Annotated in this window: 21 protein-coding genes and 1 pseudogene; 13 read left to right on the forward strand and 9 right to left on the reverse strand. The window is 58.4% G+C overall.

Features of this window, described 5'->3' with window-relative positions; all coding sequences use genetic code 11:
- The first annotated feature begins 23 nt into the window (after positions 1 to 23).
- From AC0V6M_RS01295 to AC0V6M_RS01305, 3 genes and pseudogenes are all read left to right on the forward strand, one after another.
- Positions 24 to 568: pseudogene (locus tag AC0V6M_RS01295) on the forward strand (DUF1285 domain-containing protein).
- Positions 569 to 581: 13 nt separating this feature from the next.
- Positions 582 to 1,190 (forward strand): CoA pyrophosphatase, encoded by a 609-nt coding sequence (locus tag AC0V6M_RS01300; protein ID WP_486137061.1) that lies wholly within the window; start codon positions 582 to 584, stop codon positions 1,188 to 1,190.
- A complete protein-coding gene (locus tag AC0V6M_RS01305) occupies positions 1,183 to 2,355 on the forward strand; it encodes a CCA tRNA nucleotidyltransferase (RefSeq protein WP_486137062.1) in 1,173 nt (390 codons plus the stop codon). Before AC0V6M_RS01300 ends, AC0V6M_RS01305 begins: the two co-directional genes overlap by 8 nt.
- 118 nt (positions 2,356 to 2,473) lie before the next feature.
- On the opposite strand, the gene parC is transcribed toward AC0V6M_RS01305, so the two are convergent.
- Positions 2,474 to 4,783 carry a DNA topoisomerase IV subunit A gene (parC, locus tag AC0V6M_RS01310; RefSeq protein WP_486137063.1) on the reverse strand — a complete coding sequence of 770 codons (2,310 nt, stop codon included), beginning with the start codon at positions 4,781 to 4,783 and terminating at the stop codon, positions 2,474 to 2,476.
- 240 nt (positions 4,784 to 5,023) lie between these two features.
- Between parC and AC0V6M_RS01315 the strand changes: the two genes are divergently transcribed.
- Genes AC0V6M_RS01315 through AC0V6M_RS01325 form a run of 3 tightly spaced genes read left to right on the forward strand, consistent with a single transcriptional unit; the run spans position 5,024 to position 7,021 of the window.
- Positions 5,024 to 5,680 carry an RHS repeat-associated core domain-containing protein gene (locus AC0V6M_RS01315; protein WP_486137064.1) on the forward strand — a complete coding sequence of 219 codons (657 nt, stop codon included), beginning with the start codon at positions 5,024 to 5,026 and terminating at the stop codon, positions 5,678 to 5,680.
- A gap of 9 nt (positions 5,681 to 5,689) precedes the next feature.
- Positions 5,690 to 6,070 (forward strand): hypothetical protein, encoded by a 381-nt coding sequence (locus AC0V6M_RS01320; RefSeq protein ID WP_486137066.1) that lies wholly within the window; start codon positions 5,690 to 5,692, stop codon positions 6,068 to 6,070.
- 15 nt (positions 6,071 to 6,085) lie between these two features.
- The gene (locus AC0V6M_RS01325) at positions 6,086 to 7,021 is read left to right on the forward strand and encodes a transglutaminase family protein (RefSeq protein ID WP_486137067.1); all 936 of its coding nucleotides are present in this window, start codon (positions 6,086 to 6,088) and stop codon (positions 7,019 to 7,021) included.
- 165 nt (positions 7,022 to 7,186) lie between these two features.
- On the opposite strand, the gene AC0V6M_RS01330 is transcribed toward AC0V6M_RS01325, so the two are convergent.
- Together AC0V6M_RS01330 and AC0V6M_RS01335 are read right to left on the reverse strand one after the other, a co-directional pair.
- A complete protein-coding gene (locus tag AC0V6M_RS01330) occupies positions 7,187 to 8,431 on the reverse strand; it encodes an HD-GYP domain-containing protein (RefSeq protein WP_486137068.1) in 1,245 nt (414 codons plus the stop codon).
- A gap of 104 nt (positions 8,432 to 8,535) precedes the next feature.
- Entirely contained in the window at positions 8,536 to 9,312 is a 777-nt protein-coding gene (locus AC0V6M_RS01335; protein ID WP_486137069.1) for an ion transporter, read from the reverse strand.
- A 274-nt stretch (positions 9,313 to 9,586) separates the two neighbouring features.
- Between AC0V6M_RS01335 and AC0V6M_RS01340 the strand changes: the two genes are divergently transcribed.
- The gene (locus AC0V6M_RS01340; RefSeq protein WP_486137070.1) at positions 9,587 to 10,477 is read left to right on the forward strand and encodes a DUF4349 domain-containing protein; all 891 of its coding nucleotides are present in this window, start codon (positions 9,587 to 9,589) and stop codon (positions 10,475 to 10,477) included.
- On the opposite strand, the gene AC0V6M_RS01345 is transcribed toward AC0V6M_RS01340, so the two are convergent.
- From AC0V6M_RS01345 to AC0V6M_RS01355, 3 genes are all read right to left on the reverse strand, one after another.
- On the reverse strand, positions 10,474 to 10,806 hold the full coding sequence (locus tag AC0V6M_RS01345; protein WP_486137071.1) for a 2Fe-2S iron-sulfur cluster-binding protein: 333 nt from the start codon (positions 10,804 to 10,806) through the stop codon (positions 10,474 to 10,476). The two genes, AC0V6M_RS01340 and AC0V6M_RS01345, sit on opposite strands and share 4 nt — an antisense overlap.
- Complete coding sequence (locus tag AC0V6M_RS01350) at positions 10,806 to 11,891, reverse strand: cysteine desulfurase family protein (protein WP_486137072.1); 1,086 nt, start codon at positions 11,889 to 11,891, stop codon at positions 10,806 to 10,808. Before AC0V6M_RS01350 ends, AC0V6M_RS01345 begins: the two co-directional genes overlap by 1 nt.
- Before the next feature lie 115 nt (positions 11,892 to 12,006).
- Positions 12,007 to 13,053: a cysteine desulfurase family protein gene (locus tag AC0V6M_RS01355; RefSeq protein WP_486139550.1), complete on the reverse strand. Its 1,047-nt coding sequence runs from the start codon at positions 13,051 to 13,053 to the stop codon at positions 12,007 to 12,009.
- Between the two features lie 120 nt (positions 13,054 to 13,173).
- Here AC0V6M_RS01355 and AC0V6M_RS01360 point away from each other — a divergent pair, with 120 nt between their 5' ends.
- Positions 13,174 to 13,830, forward strand: coding sequence for an alpha/beta hydrolase (locus AC0V6M_RS01360; RefSeq protein WP_472644576.1), 657 nt, complete (start codon positions 13,174 to 13,176; stop codon positions 13,828 to 13,830).
- 179 nt (positions 13,831 to 14,009) lie between these two features.
- Here the strand turns inward: AC0V6M_RS01360 and AC0V6M_RS01365 are convergent, their stop codons facing one another.
- Positions 14,010 to 14,846, reverse strand: a complete 837-nt coding sequence (locus AC0V6M_RS01365) for a pirin family protein (RefSeq protein WP_486137073.1) — start codon at positions 14,844 to 14,846, stop codon at positions 14,010 to 14,012.
- Between the two features lie 616 nt (positions 14,847 to 15,462).
- Here AC0V6M_RS01365 and AC0V6M_RS01370 point away from each other — a divergent pair.
- Entirely contained in the window at positions 15,463 to 16,152 is a 690-nt protein-coding gene (locus AC0V6M_RS01370) for an energy transducer TonB (protein WP_486137074.1), read from the forward strand.
- A gap of 111 nt (positions 16,153 to 16,263) precedes the next feature.
- On the opposite strand, the gene AC0V6M_RS01375 is transcribed toward AC0V6M_RS01370, so the two are convergent.
- A complete protein-coding gene (locus AC0V6M_RS01375; RefSeq protein WP_486137075.1) occupies positions 16,264 to 16,485 on the reverse strand; it encodes a hypothetical protein in 222 nt (73 codons plus the stop codon).
- Positions 16,486 to 16,583: 98 nt separating this feature from the next.
- On the opposite strand from AC0V6M_RS01375, the gene AC0V6M_RS01380 reads away from it, so the two are divergent.
- From AC0V6M_RS01380 to AC0V6M_RS01395, 4 genes are all read left to right on the forward strand, one after another.
- Positions 16,584 to 16,976 carry a DUF3597 domain-containing protein gene (locus tag AC0V6M_RS01380; protein ID WP_486137076.1) on the forward strand — a complete coding sequence of 131 codons (393 nt, stop codon included), beginning with the start codon at positions 16,584 to 16,586 and terminating at the stop codon, positions 16,974 to 16,976.
- 52 nt (positions 16,977 to 17,028) lie between these two features.
- Positions 17,029 to 18,888 (forward strand): DUF885 domain-containing protein, encoded by a 1,860-nt coding sequence (locus tag AC0V6M_RS01385; protein WP_486137077.1) that lies wholly within the window; start codon positions 17,029 to 17,031, stop codon positions 18,886 to 18,888.
- 11 nt (positions 18,889 to 18,899) lie between these two features.
- Entirely contained in the window at positions 18,900 to 19,853 is a 954-nt protein-coding gene (locus AC0V6M_RS01390; protein WP_486137078.1) for a hypothetical protein, read from the forward strand.
- A gap of 781 nt (positions 19,854 to 20,634) precedes the next feature.
- Complete coding sequence (locus AC0V6M_RS01395; RefSeq protein ID WP_486137079.1) at positions 20,635 to 21,606, forward strand: hypothetical protein; 972 nt, start codon at positions 20,635 to 20,637, stop codon at positions 21,604 to 21,606.
- 28 nt (positions 21,607 to 21,634) lie between these two features.
- Here the strand turns inward: AC0V6M_RS01395 and AC0V6M_RS01400 are convergent, their stop codons facing one another.
- Positions 21,635 to 22,171: a DUF937 domain-containing protein gene (locus tag AC0V6M_RS01400; RefSeq protein ID WP_486137080.1), complete on the reverse strand. Its 537-nt coding sequence runs from the start codon at positions 22,169 to 22,171 to the stop codon at positions 21,635 to 21,637.
- Position 22,172: the final 1 nt, after the last annotated feature.

A 22,172-nucleotide genomic window follows, 5' to 3' on the forward strand; every position in this document is an offset into this window, starting at 1 on the left:
ATCTGGCATCGCTGCGCATGTAGATGCCTTACGAACCACCCCCTATCTCGCCGACCTGACACTGGCCCAGATTGCTGAGCAAGTTGCGGCGCGCAAATTGCCCCCAGTTGAAGGCTGGGCGCCGACCAAAATGGGCGACAGCCGCATGCGCATCGCCGCGGATGGCACATGGTTTCACGATGGTGATCCGATCCGGCGCGAGGCGATGGTGAGAGCCTTCTCCGGCCTGCTGACCCGCGATGCATCGGGCGAGCATTTCCTAGTCAGCCCGTTTGAAAAGCTCAGCATTGAGGTGGAGGACGCGGCTTTTGTCGCAACCGACTGCACTCAGCGTGAAGGCGGTCTCGCCTTTTTCCTGAACACTGACGAGCTGGTGATAGCCGGGCCGGAGCACGCCTTGCGCGCAGCGGGCGACGCAGAGACCCCGGCCATTTATCTGCACGTGCGGCGCGGCTGCGAGGCGCGCCTCAACCGCTCCACCTATGCGCAGCTCGCTGAAATTGCGATTGCAAACGGCGATGACTGGACCGTTTCAAGCGGGGGCGAGACCTTCTCGCTCTTACCCTGAGGCGCCCGCAAATATGAGCTCTCTCTTCGCTCATCTCAGCCGCCTTTACGAAGACGGACACCGGCACGAAATTACCGACTTGCTGAGCGATAAGAGCTTCTTGGAAGGTGGGCGCACGGCAGAGGCAGCCGTCCTGATTGCGGTGACGGACCAGGCCGAACCCGGCGTCATCTTAACCCAGCGCCCGCAAGACATGCGCGATCATCCTGGCCAAGTCGCCTTCCCTGGCGGCAAGCTCGATCCGGGCGAAGACGCGATCACCGCCGCCCTGCGAGAGGCGCAGGAAGAGCTCGCGATTGATCCCGCCGATGTGCAGGTTATCGGGGAAACCGATTGCTATCAAACCGGCACGGGCTTCAATGTGACTCCGGTGCTCGCCGTGGTGCCGCCCGACCTAGAGCTGACCCCCAGCCCGGAAGAGGTTGAGGCATGGTTCGAGGTGCCGCTGGCGATTTTGCTGGAGCAGGACAATTGGGAAAGCCATGAGGTTTTCTGGCGCGGGCAAATGCGGCATTATTTTGAAATGTATTACGAGGGCTTTCGCATCTGGGGTGTGACAGCGGCAATCATCGCCAATCTGTCGCGGCGGATTGCACCTGAAAGGCTGGCGAGCGGTGCCTGATCTCGCCGCAGCAGACTGGCCCAAACGCGCTGATTTGCGCGCGCTGACAGAGGCCCTGGGCGCAGATAATATTCGCTGGGTCGGCGGAGCGGTGCGTGACACTTTGATCGGCATGGCGGTGCACGATGTCGATTGCGCGACCAAGCTGACGCCTGACGTGGTGATAGACCGCTGCCGCGAAGCGGGCATTCGCACGGTTCCCACAGGGCTGGACCATGGCACCATCACCGCCTTGCTTGAAGGCGGGCCAGTTGAGGTGACCACCCTGCGCCGCGATGTCGCTACCGACGGCAGGCGTGCAACAATCGCCTTTGCGCAAGAATGGCAGGAGGACGCCGCCCGGCGCGATTTCACCATCAACGCGCTGTTCGCTCACCCTGAAACGCTCGAGATTTCAGACTACTTTGGCGGGCTGGATGATCTCGCCGCGCGGCGTGTGCGCTTTATCGGCGATGCCCGCACCCGTATTCGCGAGGATCACTTGCGTATCCTGCGCTATTACCGGTTTCAGGCACGCTTCGGCGCGGACTTGGATGCCGAAGCCGAGGAAGCCTGCGAAGAGCTGGCCGGGACGCTCAAGGGCCTCAGCCGGGAGCGGGTGTCAGGCGAATTGCTCGGTATTCTTGCCCTGCCCGATCCGCACCCCACCGCCGCGCGCATACATGCGAAAGGCGTGCTTGGCGTGATCCTGCCTGAGGCGTGCAAAGTCCATCTTGCAGCGCTCCAGAACCTGATCGCGGCGGAGACCGCACAAGGCTTTGCGCCCGACCCGCTCAGGCGTTTGGCCGCTCTGCTGCCGCCCATTCGTGAGGTTTCAGAAGCCGTGGCAGCGCGGCTGCGCTTGTCCCGAGCTCAGCGCGCGCGCCTGATCTGCGCAGCTGAGCGGACTGAAGATGATGGCGCGAACCCGCTGGCGCTTGCCTATTATGAAGGAGCGCAAGGCGCAGCCGACAGACTGCTGTTGCTGGGTCAGGATGCAAGCGCGGTGAAAGATTGGGAACGCCCGCAATTCCCGCTCAAAGGCGGCGAGATTGTCGCGCGCGGTGTGCAGGCTGGACCAGAGGTTGCGCGGTTGTTGCAGACCGTTGAGGCGCGCTGGGTTGAGGAAGGTTTCCCAAGCCGCGAACGTGTGCTGGAACTGCTCAGCGAAATACTGGGCGATTGAACCCAAACCCGCCTGCCCTGAGCTTGTCTAAGGGCTGCACTTCGGCCTTAAACGTAGCAATCAAAAGAGCAGTGCTTCGACAAGCTCAGCACGAACGGAGTTTAGAGAATAATTCCCCCTAACCCCCGAAATTGTTGCTCTTCGGGAAGCCCTGCGGTGGCATCCGCCCGGCCCCGCCGCGCGCGACCTTCCACAGATGGATATCCGTCTCCGTCCGGGTCCGCTCACCCGATCCGCCCATCTGCCAGCTTAGGCCTTCGCCCAGCACGAAGGTGATCGCGTCAGACAGCCCGCCATCGCGGTACCGCTGAAGCATTACACCCTGCCCGCGCGCCATCACCGGCATTTCCTCAAGGTTGAAGACCACCAGCTTGCGATTGTCGCCGACGCAGGCAACGTGATCATGCTCCGGCGCGATTTCCCGCATCACTTGCGGCTGCGCATTGCCCTTCAGGTTCACGACCTGCTTGCCTTTCTTTGTCTCGGCCAGCAGCTCAGAGGTTTCCGCAACAAAGCCCTTGCCGATGCTGGAGGCGAGCAGAAGACGGCCGCCTTCCTTATGCACCAACATCTTCGCAATATTGGTGTCCGATTCCAGATCGATCATCGTGCGCACCGGCTCGCCAAAGCCGCGCGCGCCTGGCAATTTGTCACAGCCCAGCGTGTAGAACCGCCCGTTTTCCGCCGCGATCAGCAGTTTATCGGTCGTCTGCGCGTGCAGGATATAGGCGAGCGCATCACCCTCTTTGTATTTGAACTCTTGCGCCAGATCGACATGGCCCTTCGCCGCGCGGATCCAGCCCTTCTGCGACAGGATGATCGTCACCGGCTCTTTCTCGATCATCGCATCCATCGAAAACTCGACCGCCGGGGCGGCTTCTTCGATCCGGGTGCGGCGCTTGCCGAGCGGCGTGTCTTCGCCATATTCCTTGCGCAGCGCGCGCAGATCTTTCTTCAGCAGGGTCCGCTGGCGCGCTGGTGAGGCAAGCAGCTTCTCAAGTCCGTCTTGCTCCTCAAGCAGCGCAGTCTTTTCATCGCGCAGCCGCATTTCTTCCAGCTTACGCAAAGACCGCAGGCGCATGTTGAGGATCGCCTCGGCCTGGCGATCGTTGAGCTTGAACTCGGCGATCATCACCGGCTTGGGCTCGTCTTCGGTGCGGATAATCTCGATCACGCGGTCGAGATTGAGGAAGGCGGTGATATAGCCCTCGACCAGCTCCAGCCGGGCGGCGATCTTGTCCAGCCGGTGCTGAGCGCGGCGCTGCAAGATATCGATCTGCGCCCGCGTCCAATTTTCCAGCAGCTCTTTTAGGCCCATCACCATCGGGGTGCGGGTGGCATCGAGCACGTTCAGATTGAGGCCAAAGCGGGTCTCAAGATCGGTCAGCTTAAACAGGGATTCCTTGAGCAGTTCCGGGTCCACATTGCGGCTGCGCGGGACGAGGACGATGCGGATTTGCTCGTCACTTTCATCGCGCACATCCTCAAGGATCGGCAGCTTCTTATCAGCAATCGCCTGAGCAATCTGCTCGATCAGCTTGCCCTTGGCGACCTGATAAGGAATTTCTGAAATGACCAGCTGCCATTGCCCGCCGCCCAGCCGCTCAATCCCGGCATCGCGGTCTTCGGCGTTCTCGGCCTCTTCTGCATAGAACCGGCCGCGCAAACGGAAGCTGCCGCGCCCGGTGGCATAGGCCTCGCTGATCGCCTCGCGGCTGTCGACCACCTGACCGCCGGTGGCAAAGTCGGGACCCTGAAACAGCTCCATCAACCGCTCGTGCTCGACATGCGGATTGTCGATCAACTCCAGCGTGGCATCAATCACTTCGGCGACATTGTGCGATGGAATATTGGTCGCCATGCCCACCGCAATCCCGCTCGCCCCATTGGCCAGCAGATTGGGGAACAGGCCGGGCATCAATTCCGGCTCTTCTTCCTCACCATTGTAGGTCGGGATGAAATCAACCGTGCCCTCATCCAGACCCTGCATCAATTGCATCGCGGTCTTGGTCAGGCGCGCCTCGGTGTAACGATAGGCGGCGGCATTATCGCCATCGACATTGCCGAAATTGCCCTGTCCCTCGACCAGCGGATAGCGCAGCGAGAAATCCTGCGCGAGCCGCACCATCGCATCGTAAGCGGCGGTATCGCCATGCGGGTGATATTTACCGATTACCTCGCCCACAACGCGGGCGGATTTCTTGAACGTATTGCTTGGGTCGAGCTTTAGCTGGCGCATGGTCCACAGCAGGCGGCGATGAACCGGCTTCAAGCCATCGCGCAGATCCGGCAAAGACCGCGCCGTGATCGTCGACAAAGCATATACGAGATAGCGTTCTTCGAGCGCGCTATCAAACGGCGCATCGACGATTGCATCAAACGGATCTTCGGGCAGATCGCCGGTGGTCGTGTCTTTGGTGTCAGCCATCGCTCAACGACTTAGCAAGCAAGCGCGCGCCGGGGGAGAGGGGTTTCCACAGGAATGGATGCGAAAAGCGGACTTTCGGCATGCGGTACAATTTCGGAGGTGACGGACTTGCTATGTCTCGCTCACCAACCATAGGTGCTTGCCGAGCTCGATAGAATAGAATCGGAAAAAATCGAACTGAGGCTAGCTTTTACTTGTCGACGTGCTAAGTTTCTCCCCCAATATTGGGGGAGACGAGTCTTGCAGAAGCCGATTTTCGCCACCGCTGTTGCGTTAATCGCGATTGCGGTCACCACCGCATCGCCAGCTCAAGCGAGGTTTTTGCAGACTGACCCGATTGGCTATGAGGATCAGCAGAATCTCTACGCTTATGTTTTCAATGACCCGATAAATAATACTGACCCAACAGGCGAGGAAACTTGCAGAGGGGCGCAGGCTGCATGCGCCCTAGTTAGGCAGGCCGTTCAACGGGCACGAGATGTCGCGCAAACCCAAGACCCAGACTCAACAAAGCAGCTTCAAAACTCGGCGAATGCGCTAGGTCCCGAAGGAGCGGGTGTCGCGTTTGTGATTGACACCGATACGCTTGACCCGGGCGACTATAGCGCGTTTCACAACGAGGAGACGGGTGAGATTCATATCAACCCCGACCCAATGGGTGCCCCAGATGCTAGGGCAGAAGTCGTCGTTCATGAAGGCGGCCATAGTAACAGATATAATGAGCGAGGGATGCTCCAAACTGGCGCCCAAAGACTAAATGACGAAGTGAACGCATACACTGGCCAGAATCAGTTCAACGAAGCCGTTGGGCGACCAACCGTGGATGTGAACGAGCAAGCTGTGGGTTCGCTAAAGGAGGGATGTGCACCGAACCCCGGCCACCCTTCTTGTAACTAAGGTGATGATATGGTGAAGTCATTATTCGTTACGATTCTGTTGCTTACTGTCGCCTCCTCTCAAGACACGCTTCAGGCCGAGGCCGATACAGGTGTGAAGGAATGCTGCAGCTCTAACGGCTATTATTCCGGTTATGTTCGCTATTGGAAACGGGGGTATTTCAGAGGGGACAATGGAGAATTCTACACAATCGCACACGCTCATAATGATGTGGAATTTCGAGAGCGGATAGCTGATTTGCTAAGAGAAAGAGATACTAAGTTTGAAGTCGTTTGCTATCGCGTAGAGTTCTGCGGACGAGTTGGTGGCGACAGCGGTGATTTAGTCAACAAAAACATAGAAATTCATAGACCCATGAGCTTCGAGCCGATTAATTGCCCATCGCCTTAGTCATTCAACTGTCTTATGCGTCACCTGATAAGCTCTTGGTTTCTTGCAATATTTGCCTTCTTTACACTTGAAGGCACAGCCTTTGCCCAATCGCCCGCTGATACCGTCCGCGCTGTCTTAGCCGCCCCTGATAGCGAGCTGAGCTATGAGCGGGCAAAACTGACCTTCGATGCGATTATCGCACCAGAGATGGACGAGGCGGCTGTTACGACCGAAATTGACCAACTCGCCAGTGCCGCCGCTCGCATCGCGGTGGGCGGCAGCGACGTGGACAAGCTCAAAGCAGCACGGCAGGTCATTTACGAAGCGGGCGCATGGAACGCTAACAGGCCGTTCGTTTACGACCATGACGACCCCTATGGGCACGACCTACGCAATAAGCTCTTGGCAACATACTTCGACACGCGCCGAGGCAACTGCGTCTCGATGCCGATATTGCAGCTCATCGTGGCCGAGAGGCTGGGGCTGAATGTCTCGCTCTCAACCGCACCGCTGCACGTCTTCATGCCCTACACCAATCCGACCAACGGCCGCAGCATCGCTATAGAGTCGACGAGCGGAGGCCATCCTGCCCGCGAAGCTGAGTATTTCGAGCAGATGGGCGTCACACAGGCGCAGGTTGATAGCGGAATCTATCTAGGCTTGCTGACCAAGCAGGAGAGCATTGCTGTGATAGCCAGCACTGTTACCGAATGGCTGATGAGCCAAGGCCGCTATGGTGAGGCTATCGCGGTCGCTGACGTGCTTCTCGAAAATTATCCCACCGATGTTCACGCGATGCTGACACGCGGCTCTGCACATGGTGAGTTGCTGCGCACCGAATTTATCGAGCTTTTCCCGAACCCGCAGACTATACCGCCCAGCCTACGGCCGCGTTTTCAGATGCTCGCCAGCCAGAACGCCGCAGCCTTCCAACAAGCGGAGGCGTTGGGCTGGGTGCCGGTGGAATAGCAATCCTGACAACATCCGCTCACACCGAAAATCACGAACCAAACCGAAATCGCGATCTTGCCGGAAGCAGGCTTCACCTCATTGTTTGCTGCCGTCTTTCAGCGCCGTAGGAGAGGCGTTTCCACAGTCAAATTGACAAAAAAAGCTATTTGCGTAGCCCGTCAGTTATGGACCGGCGATTATTGAGACGTCGCCTTCCCAATCGGACAGTCCCCAATCATCCGGACGTTCCACCGCGACAATCTGCAAATCGGGATGCAGGTGCTCGATCTGAATCTCATGAGCATCGATTAGGCGCGCCTCAGGAAGGGAATAAATCCGCAAAGCGCGAACCGATTTTGAGCGCACATCCCTTTCAAGCGTGACGGCAAGAGTGTCATCGGACAAGCGCAATAAAGCGCCTTTAGCAAAGGTGTGCATCACCATCATCAGATCGACCAGGGTGGCTCGATCAAAATGCCCTTCCCAGCTCCACATCTTTGTGAGCGCTTCCTGTTGCCTCATCGCTGGCTTGTAAGGTCGCGGCGAAATCAGCGCATCGAAGACATCACACACCGCTCCCATGCGGGCTGCAGAGGGTATGTCCTCGCCTGCGAGGCCCAAAGGATAGCCTGTCCCATCCACTTTTTCATGGTGATGCAGGCACACATCAGCCGCCAGTTTTGGGATGGCCACGGAATCGCTCAACAAATCAAAGCCGTGCTGGGCATGATGTTTGACCTGCTCATATTCGTCGCCTGTGAGATGCCCCGGCTTATTCAGCACATCATCGGGTATCTTAATCTTGCCAATATCGTGCAGCAGGCCTGCAACGGCCAATTCGCGCACCTCATCTTCTTCGTGGCCACGATACTTAGCAATCGATGCCATCAGAGCGCATACCACCACGGAGTGCAGGTAGGTGTAGTCGTCAAAGCTCTTGAGTTCCGCAACGCTGACGAGAAGGATGGGGTCATCCTCAACCTCTGCAAGAATGTCATCCAGCACGGTCTCCACCGCCTTGGGTTCAACCTTCCAGCCATTCCAGACATCGGAGAATATCTGCCTCAGAGCCCCTTGCGACCGCGTAAGAACAGCCTTGGCCTTGCGCCGAGGAGCGCCCAGCATGTGAGCCTTCTGGAGAGCACTGAGCGCCAGCTTGCGCTTCGCGGCCTTTTCAGGTGAAAACGCCTCTTGCATGCCAACCTCAGCATCGTCCTGCGCAGGCTGCCCCGCCGTTGCACCCAAAACTTCTTCAATCTCGACAAATTGCACGCGAGATCGCGCGATCTTGTCTCGCTCCTTAGTCGTTCTGACCATGAAGTTGCTGAGCCAGAACGGATGATCAAACCAAGACCCACCGAACGAGACGACATGCATGCCCAGCTCGATTTCGCTGGGTGCAATCTTGCGCTTAGTGCGCTCCGACATTTGTGCCTCACCGGTGGACATGAAGCTTTTTCTAGCCGGGGATGTTCAAGCGATCGCTGATCAATCCACCCGGAGCGATCCCGTAGCTGGGGTGAAACGAAACGTTAGCTACGTTTGTCCGCTCGCAAGGCCGCCATATCCTCTCGCAAGGCGCGCAATTGGATTAGGATTTCCTCGCGCTCGCCGTGTGCGTCTTCTTCTGTTGCCTCTGACATCGCATTCACGATCACACCGATGAACAGGTTGAGGACGATAAAGCTCGTCATTAAAATAAACGGCACGAAGAACGCCCAGGCGTAGGGATATTCCTCCATCACCGGGCGCACGATACCCATCGACCAGCTTTCCAGCGTCATGATCTGGAACAGCGAATAAAGCGAGGCGCCGAGCGTTCCAAACCATTCGGGGAAGCTCTCGCCGAACAGTTTCGTCGCCATCACCGCGCTGATGTAGAACAATAGCAGCAGCATCACGATCACGGTCCCGATGCTGGGAATCGCCTTAAACAGGCCGACAATGACGCGGCGCATGCTGGGCACGACCGAAATCAGGCGCAACGCCCGCAGGATGCGCAGCGCGCGCAGGACGGAGAATTGCTGGCTCGCGGGCACGAGCGCGACGCTGACGATCACCAGATCAAAGATGTTCCAACCGTTTTTGAAAAAGGCAAAGCGGTAGGCGAACAGCTTGATCAGCAGTTCAATCACGAAAATCGTCAGCGCGATCGTGTCGAGCATGTGCACGGCCCCGCCCACTTTCGACATAACCCAAGGCGATGTTTCCATCCCCAAACCGATCGCATTGATCACGATAACGGCAATGATGACGCGCTCGAAAGAGCTAGATTCGACCAAGTTCTGGGCGCGCTCTCGCAGCGTCATTTCAGATACTCCAACGGTGATTAAGGCGAGGAAATAGTGACCTTGGCCGCCCCCTTAACACCGCCTTTCCCACCTCGCCAGAAGGAGCAGCGCGTGATGCTCAGAAAAAGAAGGGGCTTGCAACGAAACTGAAATGTGGCATAATTATGGCGATATTTAGGCGCAAATGAGGCAACCTGCCACAATTCGCCTCTTTTTCAGGAGAGTGATCATGAAAGTGACAATGCGATTCGATAAAAGACTCGGAGTGATTTTGAGCCTTGGAGCAGCCAGCATGGCGTTGGCCGCGTGCAGCGAAACCTATGATGGCGAGACCGCAAGTGTGGACTATGCCGAGGCAGAAGCGGCTGCGCCGACCAGCATCATCGCCGCCGAAGAAACAGGCGCGGACCAGGCGGCGAGCGACGCAGTCGCTGGCGATGGAGCGGCCCCTGTCCCTGCGCTCGAGACCCCCGGCCTGCTCCCCAAAATTGCCTACACGTACAGCTATGGCTTCAGCCTGCCGGGCGAAAAGATCGTTCCCCTGCAACAGCGCCACGCCGATATGTGCGAGGCCAAGGGCGCGGGTGCCTGCCGCATTTTGTCGATGCAAGGCGCAAATGTGGCCGACGGCATTGGCAGTGGCCGCCTGGAGCTCGCGATCCGGTCTGACATTGCGCGCGACTTTGGCTCTGAGCTGAGCGGCGCCGCAACCGAAAGCGAGGCTGAGCCGACCAAAGTCGCGATCAATGGCGAAGACCTGTCAAAACAGATGGTCGACACCGAGGCGCGCCTCAAAGCCCGCACCGTCCTGCGCGACCGCTTGCTAGAGACCCTGCGCACCCGGCGCGGCACCGTGGCGGAATTGGTCGAGGCAGAGCGCGGCGTTGCCCAAGTGAACGAAGAGATCGATCAGGCGCGCAGCTGGCTCACCGAAATGCGCGGGCGCGTCGCCTTCAGTCGGATGACGCTGGATTACGAATCCTCCACCCCTGTGGGCGGCAATTTCTCACGTCCCATTGGTGAGGCATTCGGCAGTGTTGGCGGGATCATGGGCACAGTCATTGCCTGGCTGATGATGCTAGGCGCAGTGGTGCTGCCTATCGGCGCGTTGGTGTGGCTCGCCATGCGGATCAACGGCTGGGCAATCGGCCGCCGCGAAGTGTCAGCCGCAGCCGACGCCTAAGCCGACATATCATGCGCTTCGGACGGGATGGTCACCGCCAGCCCGTCCAGCGCTTCGGTGAGCTCAATCTGGCACGACAAGCGGCTGGTGCGGCGCACGCCGGCGGCAAAATCGAGCATATCCTCTTCTTCTTCGCTCGCCCGCTCCAACCGATCAAACCATTCGGCGGCGACGATCACATGACAAGTTGAACACGCCATCTGCCCTTCGCACGTTCCCTCCAGCGGCAGGCCATGCGCCTGCCCGACCTTCAGCAGGCTGTCACCCGCCTCGCCCTCGGCCTCAACAGCTACACCTTTGCCATCGGTAAAGTGGACTTTCACCCCCATCAAAGCTGCTCCTTGGCGGCCGCATTGATGGACTCTGCCGCCGCTTCTATCTGGCCGATCGTTGTGTAACGGCCAAAGCCGAGCCGGATTGAGGATCTCGCCTGTTTGTCGCTGAGGCCAATGGCTTTGAGCACATGGCTGGGTCGTCCCGATCCGCTGGCGCAGGCGGACCCGGCGCTGAACATGATCGTGCGGCAATCGGACATCAGCCGGGCGACATCCAGCCCCGCATTCTCGTCTTTTAGCCTGATATTAAGATTGCCGAGCCAGCGCGCCTCTTCGCTGCCGTTCACGGTCCAATCGGAAAACAGCTCCCGCGCTCTGGTCCACAGCGTTTCGATATGCTGCGCGTCCTCGGCCACCCGCTCCGCTGCCAAATGCGCGGCGGCGCCCATGCCCGCGATCAGAGCCGGGGCCAAAGTGCCAGAGCGAACGCCGTGCTCCTGCCCGCCGCCGGTCTGCACTTCGCCCAAGTCCAGGCCATCACGCACCCACAATGCACCCACGCCCTTCGGCCCGTGAAACTTATGCGCGCTAATCGCGATCATATCCGCGCCGGTCACCTCTATCTTGCCGTAAGCTTGCACGGCATCGACCAGAAACAGAGCGTTCGCGTGCTTTGCACGGGCCTGCCATTCCAATGTGGGCTGCACCGTGCCGATCTCATTATTGACCTGCATCACCGCGACCATGCGCGTATCCTTGGGCAAGTCTTGCGTGGGGTCGCACAGACCCTGATCATCCACGCTCACCAAATGATGCGCGCCCGCCGCCTTGGCCGTGTCGCCAACGGCGGAATGCTCAATCGCGGAGAACGCCACCGCGCCCTTACCCGCTGTGCCCCGGATCGCGAGGTTCAGCGCCTCGGTCGCGCCGCTGGTGAAGATCACTTTGCCGCCTGCGGGAAACAAGGCCGCAACCCGGTCACGCGCCAGCTCAATCGCAGCCGCCGCCTGACGGCCCATCCGATGCGGCGAATGCGGATTTCCAAATCCGGTGCCGTCCGGCCCATCGAGCCAGCGCAGCATGGCATCGCGCGCTTCGGGCGCGAGCGGAGTCGTGGCTTGGTAATCGAGGTAGATCATTGGTTGATCCCCTCTATCCGTTTGCCCTGAGCTTGTCGAAGGGCTGTTCTTGTTTTTCGTCCATCGAACCAGAAAAAATGCAGTGCTTCGACAAGCTCAGCACAGGCGGGTTTCATTAGGCAAGGCTGCTCCAAGCCTGCGCGAACGCATCAAGCTCTTCCGGTGTCGTGCTCCACCCCAGGCTGACCCGAATAGTACGCGCAGCGACTTCATCGGAAACACCAAACGCATCGAGCACGCGGCTTTTCTTGAGCGTGCCAGAGGAACACGCGCTGCCCGCAGACACCGCAAAGCCCATGGCATCGAGCCGAATGAGAAGGGCCTGCGCGCTCATGCTGGGATGGGTCACGGCGAAAATGTAATCCGCTTGGTCGCCAATCGTCAGCACGCCCTCGCCCAGCCGCTCTGCAAAGCTCCGCCGCTGCGCCGTAGTCGTCTGCCAATCGCCTGCTTCCAAAGCCGCCGCCATGCCCAGCGCACCGGGCACGTTTTCGGTGCCGCGCCGATACCCTCTTTCATGGCCGCCTCTCGGCCGAAGCATCCCGTAGTCTCTGACCAACAGCGCACCTATTCCAATCGGCCCCCCAAACTTATGCGCCGAGATGATCGCCATATCGCAATCTGGCACGGCGATCTTGCCCGCAGATTGTGCGCAATCTACAAGCAATAAATCGGAGTTCTGGCGGATCAGAGAGGTGATTGAGGCAATATCTTGAATGCTGCCCGTCTCAGAATTTACCTGCTGCACAGCGATCAAAAACCGCTTCTCTCTGGCCTCTTTCTCTGCATCCGAAAGGCCGGGTCGGCGACCAAGCGTGGCGAGATCTACCGAGCCATCGGCAGTGATCGGCAGCACTTCAGCCGCTTCGTATTCGGTGAAGCAATGGATCGCATCGTGCTCAACGGCGCTCACAAATTCTTCCATCACATTTGTATGAGTGAAAGCCAATTCCGCCGCCTCGCTCGCGCCGCTGGTGAAGATTAGCTCTCCGTCCCAACCAAGCGCACGTTTAATCCGTGCCCGCGCATCCTCCAGCGCGGCCTTCGCCTTGCGACCTTCGCCATGCGGAGAGGATGGATTTGCCCAAATCGCAAACCCCTCTTCCATCGCTGCGCGCGCCTCTGGCCTCAGCGGCGTCGTGGCCGCATGATCGAGATAAATGCGTGTCTTAATGAGAACCCCTCACAAAAAATTGCGATTCTTGCATCTTTTCCTATATAGGCCGCGTCTTCGCATGCACCAGCCGGTGATACGCGCACATATTATTTCACAAGGTTTCCGATGCCATCAGTCATCTTTCCCGGTCCAGAAGGCCGTCTCGAAGGTCGTTTTTCCCCGCCACCGCGTCCGCGCGCTCCTGTTGCGATGATCCTTCATCCGCACCCCGAGGGCGGCGGCACCATGAACGACCGGATTGTGCAGCGGATGTACAAGACCTTCGTGGACCGCGGCTTTGCGACCCTGCGTTTTAACTTTCGCGGCGTCGGCCGCAGCCAGGGCAGCTTTGACAGCGGCATTGGCGAATTGTCCGATGCGGCGAGCGCGCTCGATTGGGTGCAATCAATCCACCCAGAGGCGCAGACGACCTGGGTTGCGGGCTATTCCTTTGGCGCGCTGATCGGCATGCAATTGCTGATGCGCCGTCCAGAGGTTCGCGGGTTTATCTCTGTCGCGCCGCCAGCGAATATGTATGACTTTTCGTTCCTGGCCCCATGCCCGGCCAGCGGCATCTTTGTGCAAGGCGCCGCCGATACGGTGGTTCAGCCAAGCGCGGTGCAGAAGCTGGTCGATAAGCTGCGCACGCAAAAGCACATCACGATCCACCACGAAGAGATCCCGCGTGCCAACCACTTCTTTGAGAATGAAACCGATGATCTGATGGCCTCGGTCGACAATTATCTCGATTTCCGCCTGTCGCCGGATTGTCCGATTAAGTAATCCTGCGGAACACTTATTGAATCCAGCCAAGTTGACTCACGTGTCTGGTTTCAGATGGCTCGTCGGAGCCACAAAATGACCACAAGTGTGGGGTGGAAGCTGACCTCAGCATGCCCAATCGTCAGCCGTAGCAGTTCGCCAACCGGAAACAAATTTTGCTTGCCGCCTAGGCACGCGGCTCAATGTGCAATCGATGGGAAATCACCCGTCCTATAAGCTTGCATCCAATTCATAATCTTCTGCGGTGATGACGCGACAAAACTTCCTGCGATGTGCCGGTGCGATGGAAATTTTGCGCCGCCGAGAAGAAGCGCACGGCATTCGCTTTTGCTGGTTAAGATCGGCTCATTGCCAGCCTCCATCATGCATAGATCATGTAGATTGATTGTATCATCGCCAAGTGCAGCGTCGCCTTCCAGCAGCATGATAGCGCGTTCTTCGCATGTGTTTTCGATGGCCAGTGAAGCACCAGCTCCCAAGTTAAGCTCGGCAAAAATCGTCTCAACGAAACAGGTCGTCGGTGCCGCTGCCCCCCAACCTTCGCCCATGAGCAGTTTGACCCTTGCTCCGCTGCGTTCGATCGTTGGTAATTCACTTGCTGAATAATGCTCAAACGATGGGTCCATATCCTCCTTGTCGTCAGGAAGGGCGAGCCACATTTGCGCGAAGTAGATATTGCGTGTGGCCGACGCGTTTTCAGGGTCAGCCAACTCTTCGTGTGTGATGCCGCATCCGGCAGTCATCAGCGCAATGTCGCCTGCCTTTATTCGCGCAGTGTTTCCAGCGCTGTCACGATGCAGAGCTGAGCCCTGTATCAAATAGGTGAAGGTGGAAAGCCCAGCATGGGGATGTTCGGGCACGCCGCCACCCGGCACATTAGGGACATTCAACGGTCCAGCCTGATCCATCAGAATGAATGGCCCCACCATCATGCGCTCTTGCGATGGCAATATTCGCCTAATCGGGAGTGGGCCTAACTGCTCAGGCTTGGATTTTATGATCTGTTGAATGGACACGATCTTCTCAATGGCAATTTGCTCGATTGGCGCAAGTCTAAATGCGGCAAATAGGTCGGGAACAGAAAGTCTGCTTTCGGCTGCGGAAGGAGCGAGAGCGGTCGCAGTGGAAGATGCGAACTCAGCGCTGCTCTGACAGATGGATCAACTTGATTGAATTCTGCACACTTGACCATTTTTTTCCACAGCACATCCGTACTGCAATTTCCTCGATGTTTTTTGTTACGCCCTCAAACGCCGGGCGCGACGCATCCGCGTCGCTTGGCTTCCGCGCCATAAGGCGCGATGCCCGTGCGGGCTTGCGGCTCGCTGATCGCTCGCCGAACCATTCCCGGCCAGCATCAAGAGCCTTTGCAAAAACTAGCCTGTTGAGACGCGGAGCACGGTCGGCGCTTCCGCCGACCGCAAGCGCGACCGCGCGCCCGCAGCGACGCAACCTTTAGGTCGTGTGAGCGAGGAAATCGCGCGCCGGATGGCGTGCGCAAACAATAAAGTCCTGAAACGCAACTCGAAAGTTCTTGTCATGTAAATGTAATGTTGTAACATGACTCTTGAGCGGCGCCTATGTGCGAGCAAACGCTCAAGGTGACCGCTCCTTGAAGAGAGGAGCCTTATAATGAGTTACGTCACACAAAAACAAACGGGCCAACCGGTCGCAATACTTGGGGCAATCGGCATTCCCGCCGCTTTCGCTGGTCTACTGGTCATCGGGCTGGCGGTGAAAGAGCACGCGCAGGAAATCTGGACCGGCCCCATGCCGACGACAGATTACAGCGATCCGCCGCCACCGACCGAGAAAACCCCAGAACCGGACAGCACGCCCAAAACAAGTGAGAAGTTGCCAGACATCTATATCCCGCCGACACCAACCACCTTTCCGACCGAGCCGACGTTCACGAGCACTACGGATGAGCTGCCCCCAGTTGGCGGTGACATCAACCTCGGCCCGATCCCGGGAACGGACATTAGCGATGGCTTAGGCGGGGTCACGCCTAGTATGCCGACCTTCGATCCGATTGCGGTGAAGCCTGCCAATGACGCCTCGCGCTGGGTTACAGATAATGACTACCGCTCGTCCTGGATCCGCCGCGGCTATTCCGGCAAAGCGAGTTTCAGCCTTGAGGTGAGCGCATCTGGCCGGGTCACCAATTGCTCGATCACGCGGTCCACTGGGTACAGCGCGCTCGACACGGCGACCTGCTCGCTGATCGCCAAACGCGCCCGGTTTGACCCTGCGATGGATGCAAGCGGCGCGCCGACAGCCGGGATCTACACCAGCTCAATCAACTGGCAATTGCCGAATTGAGGTATCTCTGCTGAGGACTTAGACCACCCCGCGCGCTCCACCCTTCCACCCGGAGCCTACCGGGAGATCATCCGGGTGGAAGGGTGGAGGGCGCGGGGTGGCTCGGCACGTTTAGCTATCTGACGCCTCCGCTCCGGCAGCCTCCACCTGATCGATCGGCGAATTGCCGCTCGCATCGGGTAGCGTCCAGATCAGCACATTGCCAATCGCAATCGCCGCCAGCAGCACCATCAGCGCTGGCTGCTTAATCGCGCCCGTCCGCCGCCATAGGAACACCGCCCCGATGATCAGGGCGAACGCGGCCAGCATTACAATGGAAAGCACAAGGTTCATGTTCGATTGCCTCTGGTTGTAGTTCGCGGCATAGTGCAATTGTCGCACAGTTGGAATCTTCCATGTCCAACCCCGCATAAACATAATAGGAGGACAAAATGGGTATTTTCAGTTCAATCAAAGGCGCAATCTTCGGCAAGGACGAAGATGAGAAAAAATCACCAGCCGCCGTAGCTGGTGCCGCCGCCGGAGCAGCCGCAGCGGTCGCCGCCGCGGCCAATGCGAAGCCTGCAGGCATCAGCGAAGTTGATGTCGCGGCAAAGCTCGACGCGATGGACGGCGCGGACAAGCTCAATTGGCGCACTTCGATCGTCGACCTGATGAAGCTGATCGGCGTCGACCCCAGCTTTGGCAACCGCAAGGAATTGGCCGGCGAGCTCGGCGATACCGACTATTCCGGCACGGCTGAGGAAAACATCTGGCTGCATAAGAAAACCATGCAGGAGCTCGCGAAAAACGGCGGCACTGTGCCGGCTGAATTTCTCGACTGATTGACCCATTGTTCAGATTGACAGCGGCCTGCCGCGCGGTAACACCGCCTGCATGACCCATTCAAACATGAACATCACGCGCCGTCAGGCCCTTAGCGGGCTTGGCGGCGTTTCTGCATTGGCGCTGCTGCCAGCGTGCAAACAGCTGGGCATTGGCGCGGCAGGCGGCGGCGAGTTTGCCGCGCTGGAGCCTGACGCAGCGCTGGAGAAAATCGGCTACGAGATGCTCGCCCATGAGCCTGGCCGGGCAACCGGGCTTGGCGTGGACACCGGTGATTACGCAGCATGGCGCGGCACATTTGGCACGCCAGGCCTGCAAGGCCGCGCTGACTATGCCGCCACGTTGGCGCGGCTACGCGAAGGCGCGCGGGACTATCCCAAGGACGGTCTGACGCCTGATCAGCTCACCAGTTTCGAGGTGGTCGAAAGCGCTTTCGCCAAGGCGCTCGAAGGCTTCGCCCTACCTTACGGCGATGTCGCTGTCGGCAGTTGGCGCAACGCGCCTTACGTCGTGATCCAGAACGTCGGCGCCTATATCGATATGCCGCGCGCGATGGGCTCCAGCCAGCCGCTGAGCAATGAGCAAGACGTCGAATATTACCTCAGTCGCCTCGGTGAAATCCCGGCGGTTCTGGACGGTGAGATTGAGCGCATGCAAGAGGCCCGTGCCATGGGCGTGGTGCCACCAGACTTCTTGCTCGAGAAAGCCATTGGGCAGATGGAATCGAGCCTCGCCGCAGCGGTCGATGGCACCGCATACACCGGCGATCTGGCCGCCAATCTTGAGAAGGCCAGCCTGCCCGCCGACGCGGTGGACAGTGCCAAAGCCATTGTCACCGGCGACATCGCCGCCGCGCTCGAACGCCAGCTGGAAGAGCTCAAAATCCAGCGCGCCGAGGCCGATAGCGACCCCGGCATGTGGAGCCAGCCGCAGGGCGAGGAATATTACGCCTGGGCCACCAGCGCCTCCACCACGACCTCGCTCTCGCCCGATGAAATCCACGAGCAGGGGCTGGAAGAACTCGCCGAACTGCAAGGCGAGATGGACCCGATCCTAAAAGAAATCGGCTTCACTCAAGGCACCGTGGGCGAGCGCATGCAGGCGCTGAGCCAAGACCCGCGCTACAAATTTGCCGAGGGCGATCCGGGCCGCGAAGAAATCTTCGCCTTCATCGATGAACGCATCGAATGGATCAAAGCGCAAATGCCGCGCGCCTTTAACGAGCTGGTCGATCCCAATATGGAGGTCCGCCGGATCCCCATCAATGAAGAGCCCGGCGCACCCGGCGCCTATGGCGGCGCGGGCAGCAAGGATGGCAGCATCCCGGGCCGGTTCTGGATCAATCTGCGCACCACCGATTTGCACCGCAAATTTGACCTTGCCGACCTGACCTATCACGAAGCAATCCCGGGCCACGTATGGGAAGGCGAATATTCCAACCGCCTGCCGCTGATCCGCTCGATCCTAGCGTTCGGCGCATTCAGCGAAGGCTGGGCGCTCTATGGTGAGCAGCTCGCCGATGAACTTGGCGCCTATGACGACTTTAAGGTCGGGCGGCTTGGCTATCTGCAAAGCCTCGCCTTCCGCGCCTGCCGCCTGGTGGTCGACACCGGCCTGCACTCCAAACGCTGGAGCCGCGATCAGGCGCGCCAGTTCTTTGTGGAACGCAATGGCAGCAAGTTTGAAGAGGTCGTGGGCGAAGTAGACCGCTATTGCGGCTGGCCGGGTCAAGCCTGCAGCTACAAGATCGGACACAGCGAAATCGTGCGCCAACGCGCGCGGGCGGAGGCTGAGCTGGGCGAGTCCTATGACTTCAAAGCGTTCAACACAGCAGTCATCCTGGGCGGCAATGCGCCGCTCGACGTGGTCGCCAAAAACGTCGATCGCTATATTGCGGGAGCGCGCGGCTAGAGAGGCACCGAATGGGGATTTCCTGGAAGGTTCTGCTAGTGGTAATCGGGGTCTCGACTCTGACCTTGCGCTTTCTGCTGGATAGCCAGTTTGGCACCACGACCCTAGTCTACATTCTGATCCCGTTCGTCATATCAGTTGCGCTCGCATTCCTCACCAAATCGAGCGAGAGCACCCGATATCGCTACCGCTATCTCAACCATATGCGGATTATGACGATCGTTTTTCTAGCAACCTCGGTGTTGCTGTTTGAAGGCTTCATCTGCGTCCTGATGTTCATGCCGATCTACTATGGCTTTGCAACGATTGGCTTTTTCTTCTCTTGGCTGGCGAGAGACAAAAGCCTGGATGACAAAGGCAGTAGCGATCTGACCAACACGTTCAAGGTCGCGGCCATTCCGGTGCTGGTCCTAATGCTGGTGACGGAGGGACTGTTTTCGGCAACCACGGTACCGCGTCCCGCGACCGCCACTTTGGTTGCGGACACCCCGCTCAGCGTGGCCGAATTGCAAGCCAATATGGCTCAGCCGATCAGTTTCGAAAGCGACCGGCACTGGTTCCTGGAACTGTTCCCCATGCCCGACAGCATTCAAGCGGGTAGCCTAGCGCCCGGCGATATGCACACTCTGCATTTCACCTACAAACGCTGGGTGTTCACCAACACCCACCAAGGCGAAATGCATGTTCGTATCGACAAAGTCAGCACCGATCACGTCCGCACAAAAATCACGCGCAACGACAGCTATCTTGGCAATTACATGGATATCGACGGCACCGATGTTCGCTTCACGCCAAAAGCGGATGGCGGCACGCGTGTGGCTCTGACCATTCGCTATGACCGGCTGCTCGATCCGGCGTGGTATTTTGGCCCGATGCAGCAACTCGCCGCCAAGGAAAGCGCGCGGTTGTTCCTATCAGACATCATCCTGAGGCACCCGGTCGAGGAAATCACCGATGGGCAGTGATCTGCAAAGCGGCGGTGCGGTGGGCGTCGTCTCGCAGATCTGGAACTGTCTTGACGGGTTAGAAAGCTAAACAAAGCCCCTAGAAACCCAAATGAATCCCGTTATGCTTTGACCACGAGCACTTCTAAAGTGCTCGGTCGCACTAACGGGGCAATCACGATGGTATTCGCGCGTCTATTCGCATCTCTTTTACTGACATTCGCATTTCTGGGCTCTGTGCCAGCAAGGGCTGACTGGTACGAAGCATCAAGCGACCATTTCGTGATTTACGCCGATGACAGCGAGAAAGACATTCGCCGCTATGCGCAAAATCTTGAGCGTTTTCATGCGGCGATGGAATTGCTCACTGGACGTAAGGTGGAAAAACCCAGCCCTTCCAACAGAGTGGTGATCTTCGTCGTTGGAAGTCAAAGAGACGTGCGCAAGCTATCAGGTAAAAAGAGCCGCTATGTCGCGGGATTCTATCGCCCAAGAGCAGGAGCAAGCCGGGCATTTGTGCAGGATATCCGCCATAAAAGTGGCTATCCGGACTTCTCGACGATCATCCTGCTTCACGAATACGCGCACCATTTCCTAATCTCACAATCACGCTTCGGAATGCCGCGCTGGCTCAGTGAAGGTGCGGCCGAATTTTTCGCATCAGCATCGTTTCCAAGTAAAGGCGGCATTCAAATTGGGCTTCCGGCACAGCACCGCGCCAATGAACTGTTCAACTCCGCTGATGTCAGCATTTATGAACTACTTGATCATGAACTTTACGAGAGCAATCGCGGCAAAGGCTATGACGCATTCTACGGACGCGAGCTGGCTACTCTACCATTACCTTACGTTCAACGAAGACCGGCAAGGTCAGCTCAGCAAATACCAAGCAGAAGTTCTCTCTGGGCTATCCTCTCTCGAGGCGGGCAAAAAGGCCTTTGGTGATTTGGATCAGCTCGAAAAAGAACTGAGATCTTATCTGCGAAAGCGCATGCCCGGCCTTGGCCTCGCACCAGAAAGGCTCCCAATCGGCGAAGTCACGCTGCGCAAGCTGCCTAAGGGTGAAGCGGAAATGATGCCAATTCGCATCCGATCACAGCGCGGCGTCGACGAAGAGACAGCCGCAGAAGTGCTGATTGACGCACGAAAGATTGCAGCAAAATACCCTGCTGATGCTGGCGTCCTCTCTGCTCTTGCAGAGGCAGAGTACGACGCGGGCAATGATGCCGAAGCCATCGTTGCTGCGGATGCAGCCATTGCGATCGATCCAGCGCGCACCAATCCCTATGTGCAAAAGGGCTATGCTCTGTTCCGCATGGCGCGTGATGCAGAAGACGAGAAGGCCGCCATTGATCTGGCGATGAAGCCATTTTCGCAACTCAATAGAATTGAAAATGATCACCCGCTGCCACTAATCTACTATTATCGCAGCTATGCTCAGCGCGGCGTTGAACCACCTGAAAACGCCAAACACGCGCTGGAACGCGCGGCTGAGCTCGCGCCATTCGACAAGGGGCTGTGGATGCAGGCTGCTATGATGCAAATGCAGGAAGGCAAGATCGCGATCGCAAAAAGCTCGCTGCAGCCGATCGCCAGCGATCCGCACGGCGGCAATCGGGCAGAGCGCGTGAAGAACATCATCGCACTGCTCGACAAAACCGAGGAAGGCACAGTGATCACCAGCCGCGATTTAGCGGTAACCGCGCCCGTTGCTCAGGTCAGCGTTCCAGCGGTACCGGGTGATGATGATAGTGATAGTGGAGCAGACGAGTAAGCCCCCCTGCTCCATCATAAGCCTTAAGTTAGCGGTTCATCATGCCAGTCACGATCGAGCCCAGGATGCCTCCCAACGCTCCGCCACCTGATGATCCGTCAGCCGGGGCAGCGCCGCCGCCGGTTGCTTGTTTCGCCATATAGCCAGCAGCGGCCATGGCGAGGATAGGCAGCATCTTCTTCAAAATGCCCTCGTCAATTCCGGTCATCGAGGCGACTTCACCTGCAACCGAACGGCTCACTTCCTTGCTGCCAAAGATGTCGCCAAGGATATCATTGCCTTGATTGACCGGCGTCGCCTGAGTGCCCAGCACCGCATCAAGCAGGCCGCCTCCCAAACCACCGCCGCCGCCAGAGCCGCCGCCCAAAATAGCGCCAGCCAATCCGCCTAGTCCGCCCATTGAGTCAGGGGTGGACGTCCCGCCGGTTGCGCTGCGCCCCATCCCGGCGACAATCGCCGGGAGCAAAGCGCCAGCGGCTGTCTTGGCCGTGCTCTCATCAATGCCCAGCTCGCGCGCCATCGATGAAATCGCACCAGTTTGCTGCAAAATTTGGCCTAAACTCATG

Source organism: Erythrobacter sp. JB3-1, assembly GCF_057364995.1.

Coding starts and splice junctions, on each gene's coding strand:
- AC0V6M_RS01300 (WP_486137061.1), top strand. CDS start 582: ATGAGCTCTCTCTTCGCTCATCTCAGCCGCCTTTACGAAGACGGACAC.
- parC (WP_486137063.1), bottom strand. CDS start 4,783: ATGGCTGACACCAAAGACACGACCACCGGCGATCTGCCCGAAGATCCG.
- AC0V6M_RS01320 (WP_486137066.1), top strand. CDS start 5,690: ATGGTGAAGTCATTATTCGTTACGATTCTGTTGCTTACTGTCGCCTCC.
- AC0V6M_RS01325 (WP_486137067.1), top strand. CDS start 6,086: ATGCGTCACCTGATAAGCTCTTGGTTTCTTGCAATATTTGCCTTCTTT.
- AC0V6M_RS01330 (WP_486137068.1), bottom strand. CDS start 8,431: ATGTCGGAGCGCACTAAGCGCAAGATTGCACCCAGCGAAATCGAGCTG.
- AC0V6M_RS01335 (WP_486137069.1), bottom strand. CDS start 9,312: ATGACGCTGCGAGAGCGCGCCCAGAACTTGGTCGAATCTAGCTCTTTC.
- AC0V6M_RS01340 (WP_486137070.1), top strand. CDS start 9,587: ATGGCGTTGGCCGCGTGCAGCGAAACCTATGATGGCGAGACCGCAAGT.
- AC0V6M_RS01345 (WP_486137071.1), bottom strand. CDS start 10,806: ATGGGGGTGAAAGTCCACTTTACCGATGGCAAAGGTGTAGCTGTTGAG.
- AC0V6M_RS01350 (WP_486137072.1), bottom strand. CDS start 11,891: ATGATCTACCTCGATTACCAAGCCACGACTCCGCTCGCGCCCGAAGCG.
- AC0V6M_RS01360 (WP_472644576.1), top strand. CDS start 13,174: ATGCCATCAGTCATCTTTCCCGGTCCAGAAGGCCGTCTCGAAGGTCGT.
- AC0V6M_RS01370 (WP_486137074.1), top strand. CDS start 15,463: ATGAGTTACGTCACACAAAAACAAACGGGCCAACCGGTCGCAATACTT.
- AC0V6M_RS01375 (WP_486137075.1), bottom strand. CDS start 16,485: ATGAACCTTGTGCTTTCCATTGTAATGCTGGCCGCGTTCGCCCTGATC.
- AC0V6M_RS01380 (WP_486137076.1), top strand. CDS start 16,584: ATGGGTATTTTCAGTTCAATCAAAGGCGCAATCTTCGGCAAGGACGAA.
- AC0V6M_RS01385 (WP_486137077.1), top strand. CDS start 17,029: ATGACCCATTCAAACATGAACATCACGCGCCGTCAGGCCCTTAGCGGG.
- AC0V6M_RS01390 (WP_486137078.1), top strand. CDS start 18,900: ATGGGGATTTCCTGGAAGGTTCTGCTAGTGGTAATCGGGGTCTCGACT.
- AC0V6M_RS01395 (WP_486137079.1), top strand. CDS start 20,635: ATGACGCATTCTACGGACGCGAGCTGGCTACTCTACCATTACCTTACG.
- AC0V6M_RS01400 (WP_486137080.1), bottom strand. CDS start 22,171: ATGAGTTTAGGCCAAATTTTGCAGCAAACTGGTGCGATTTCATCGATG.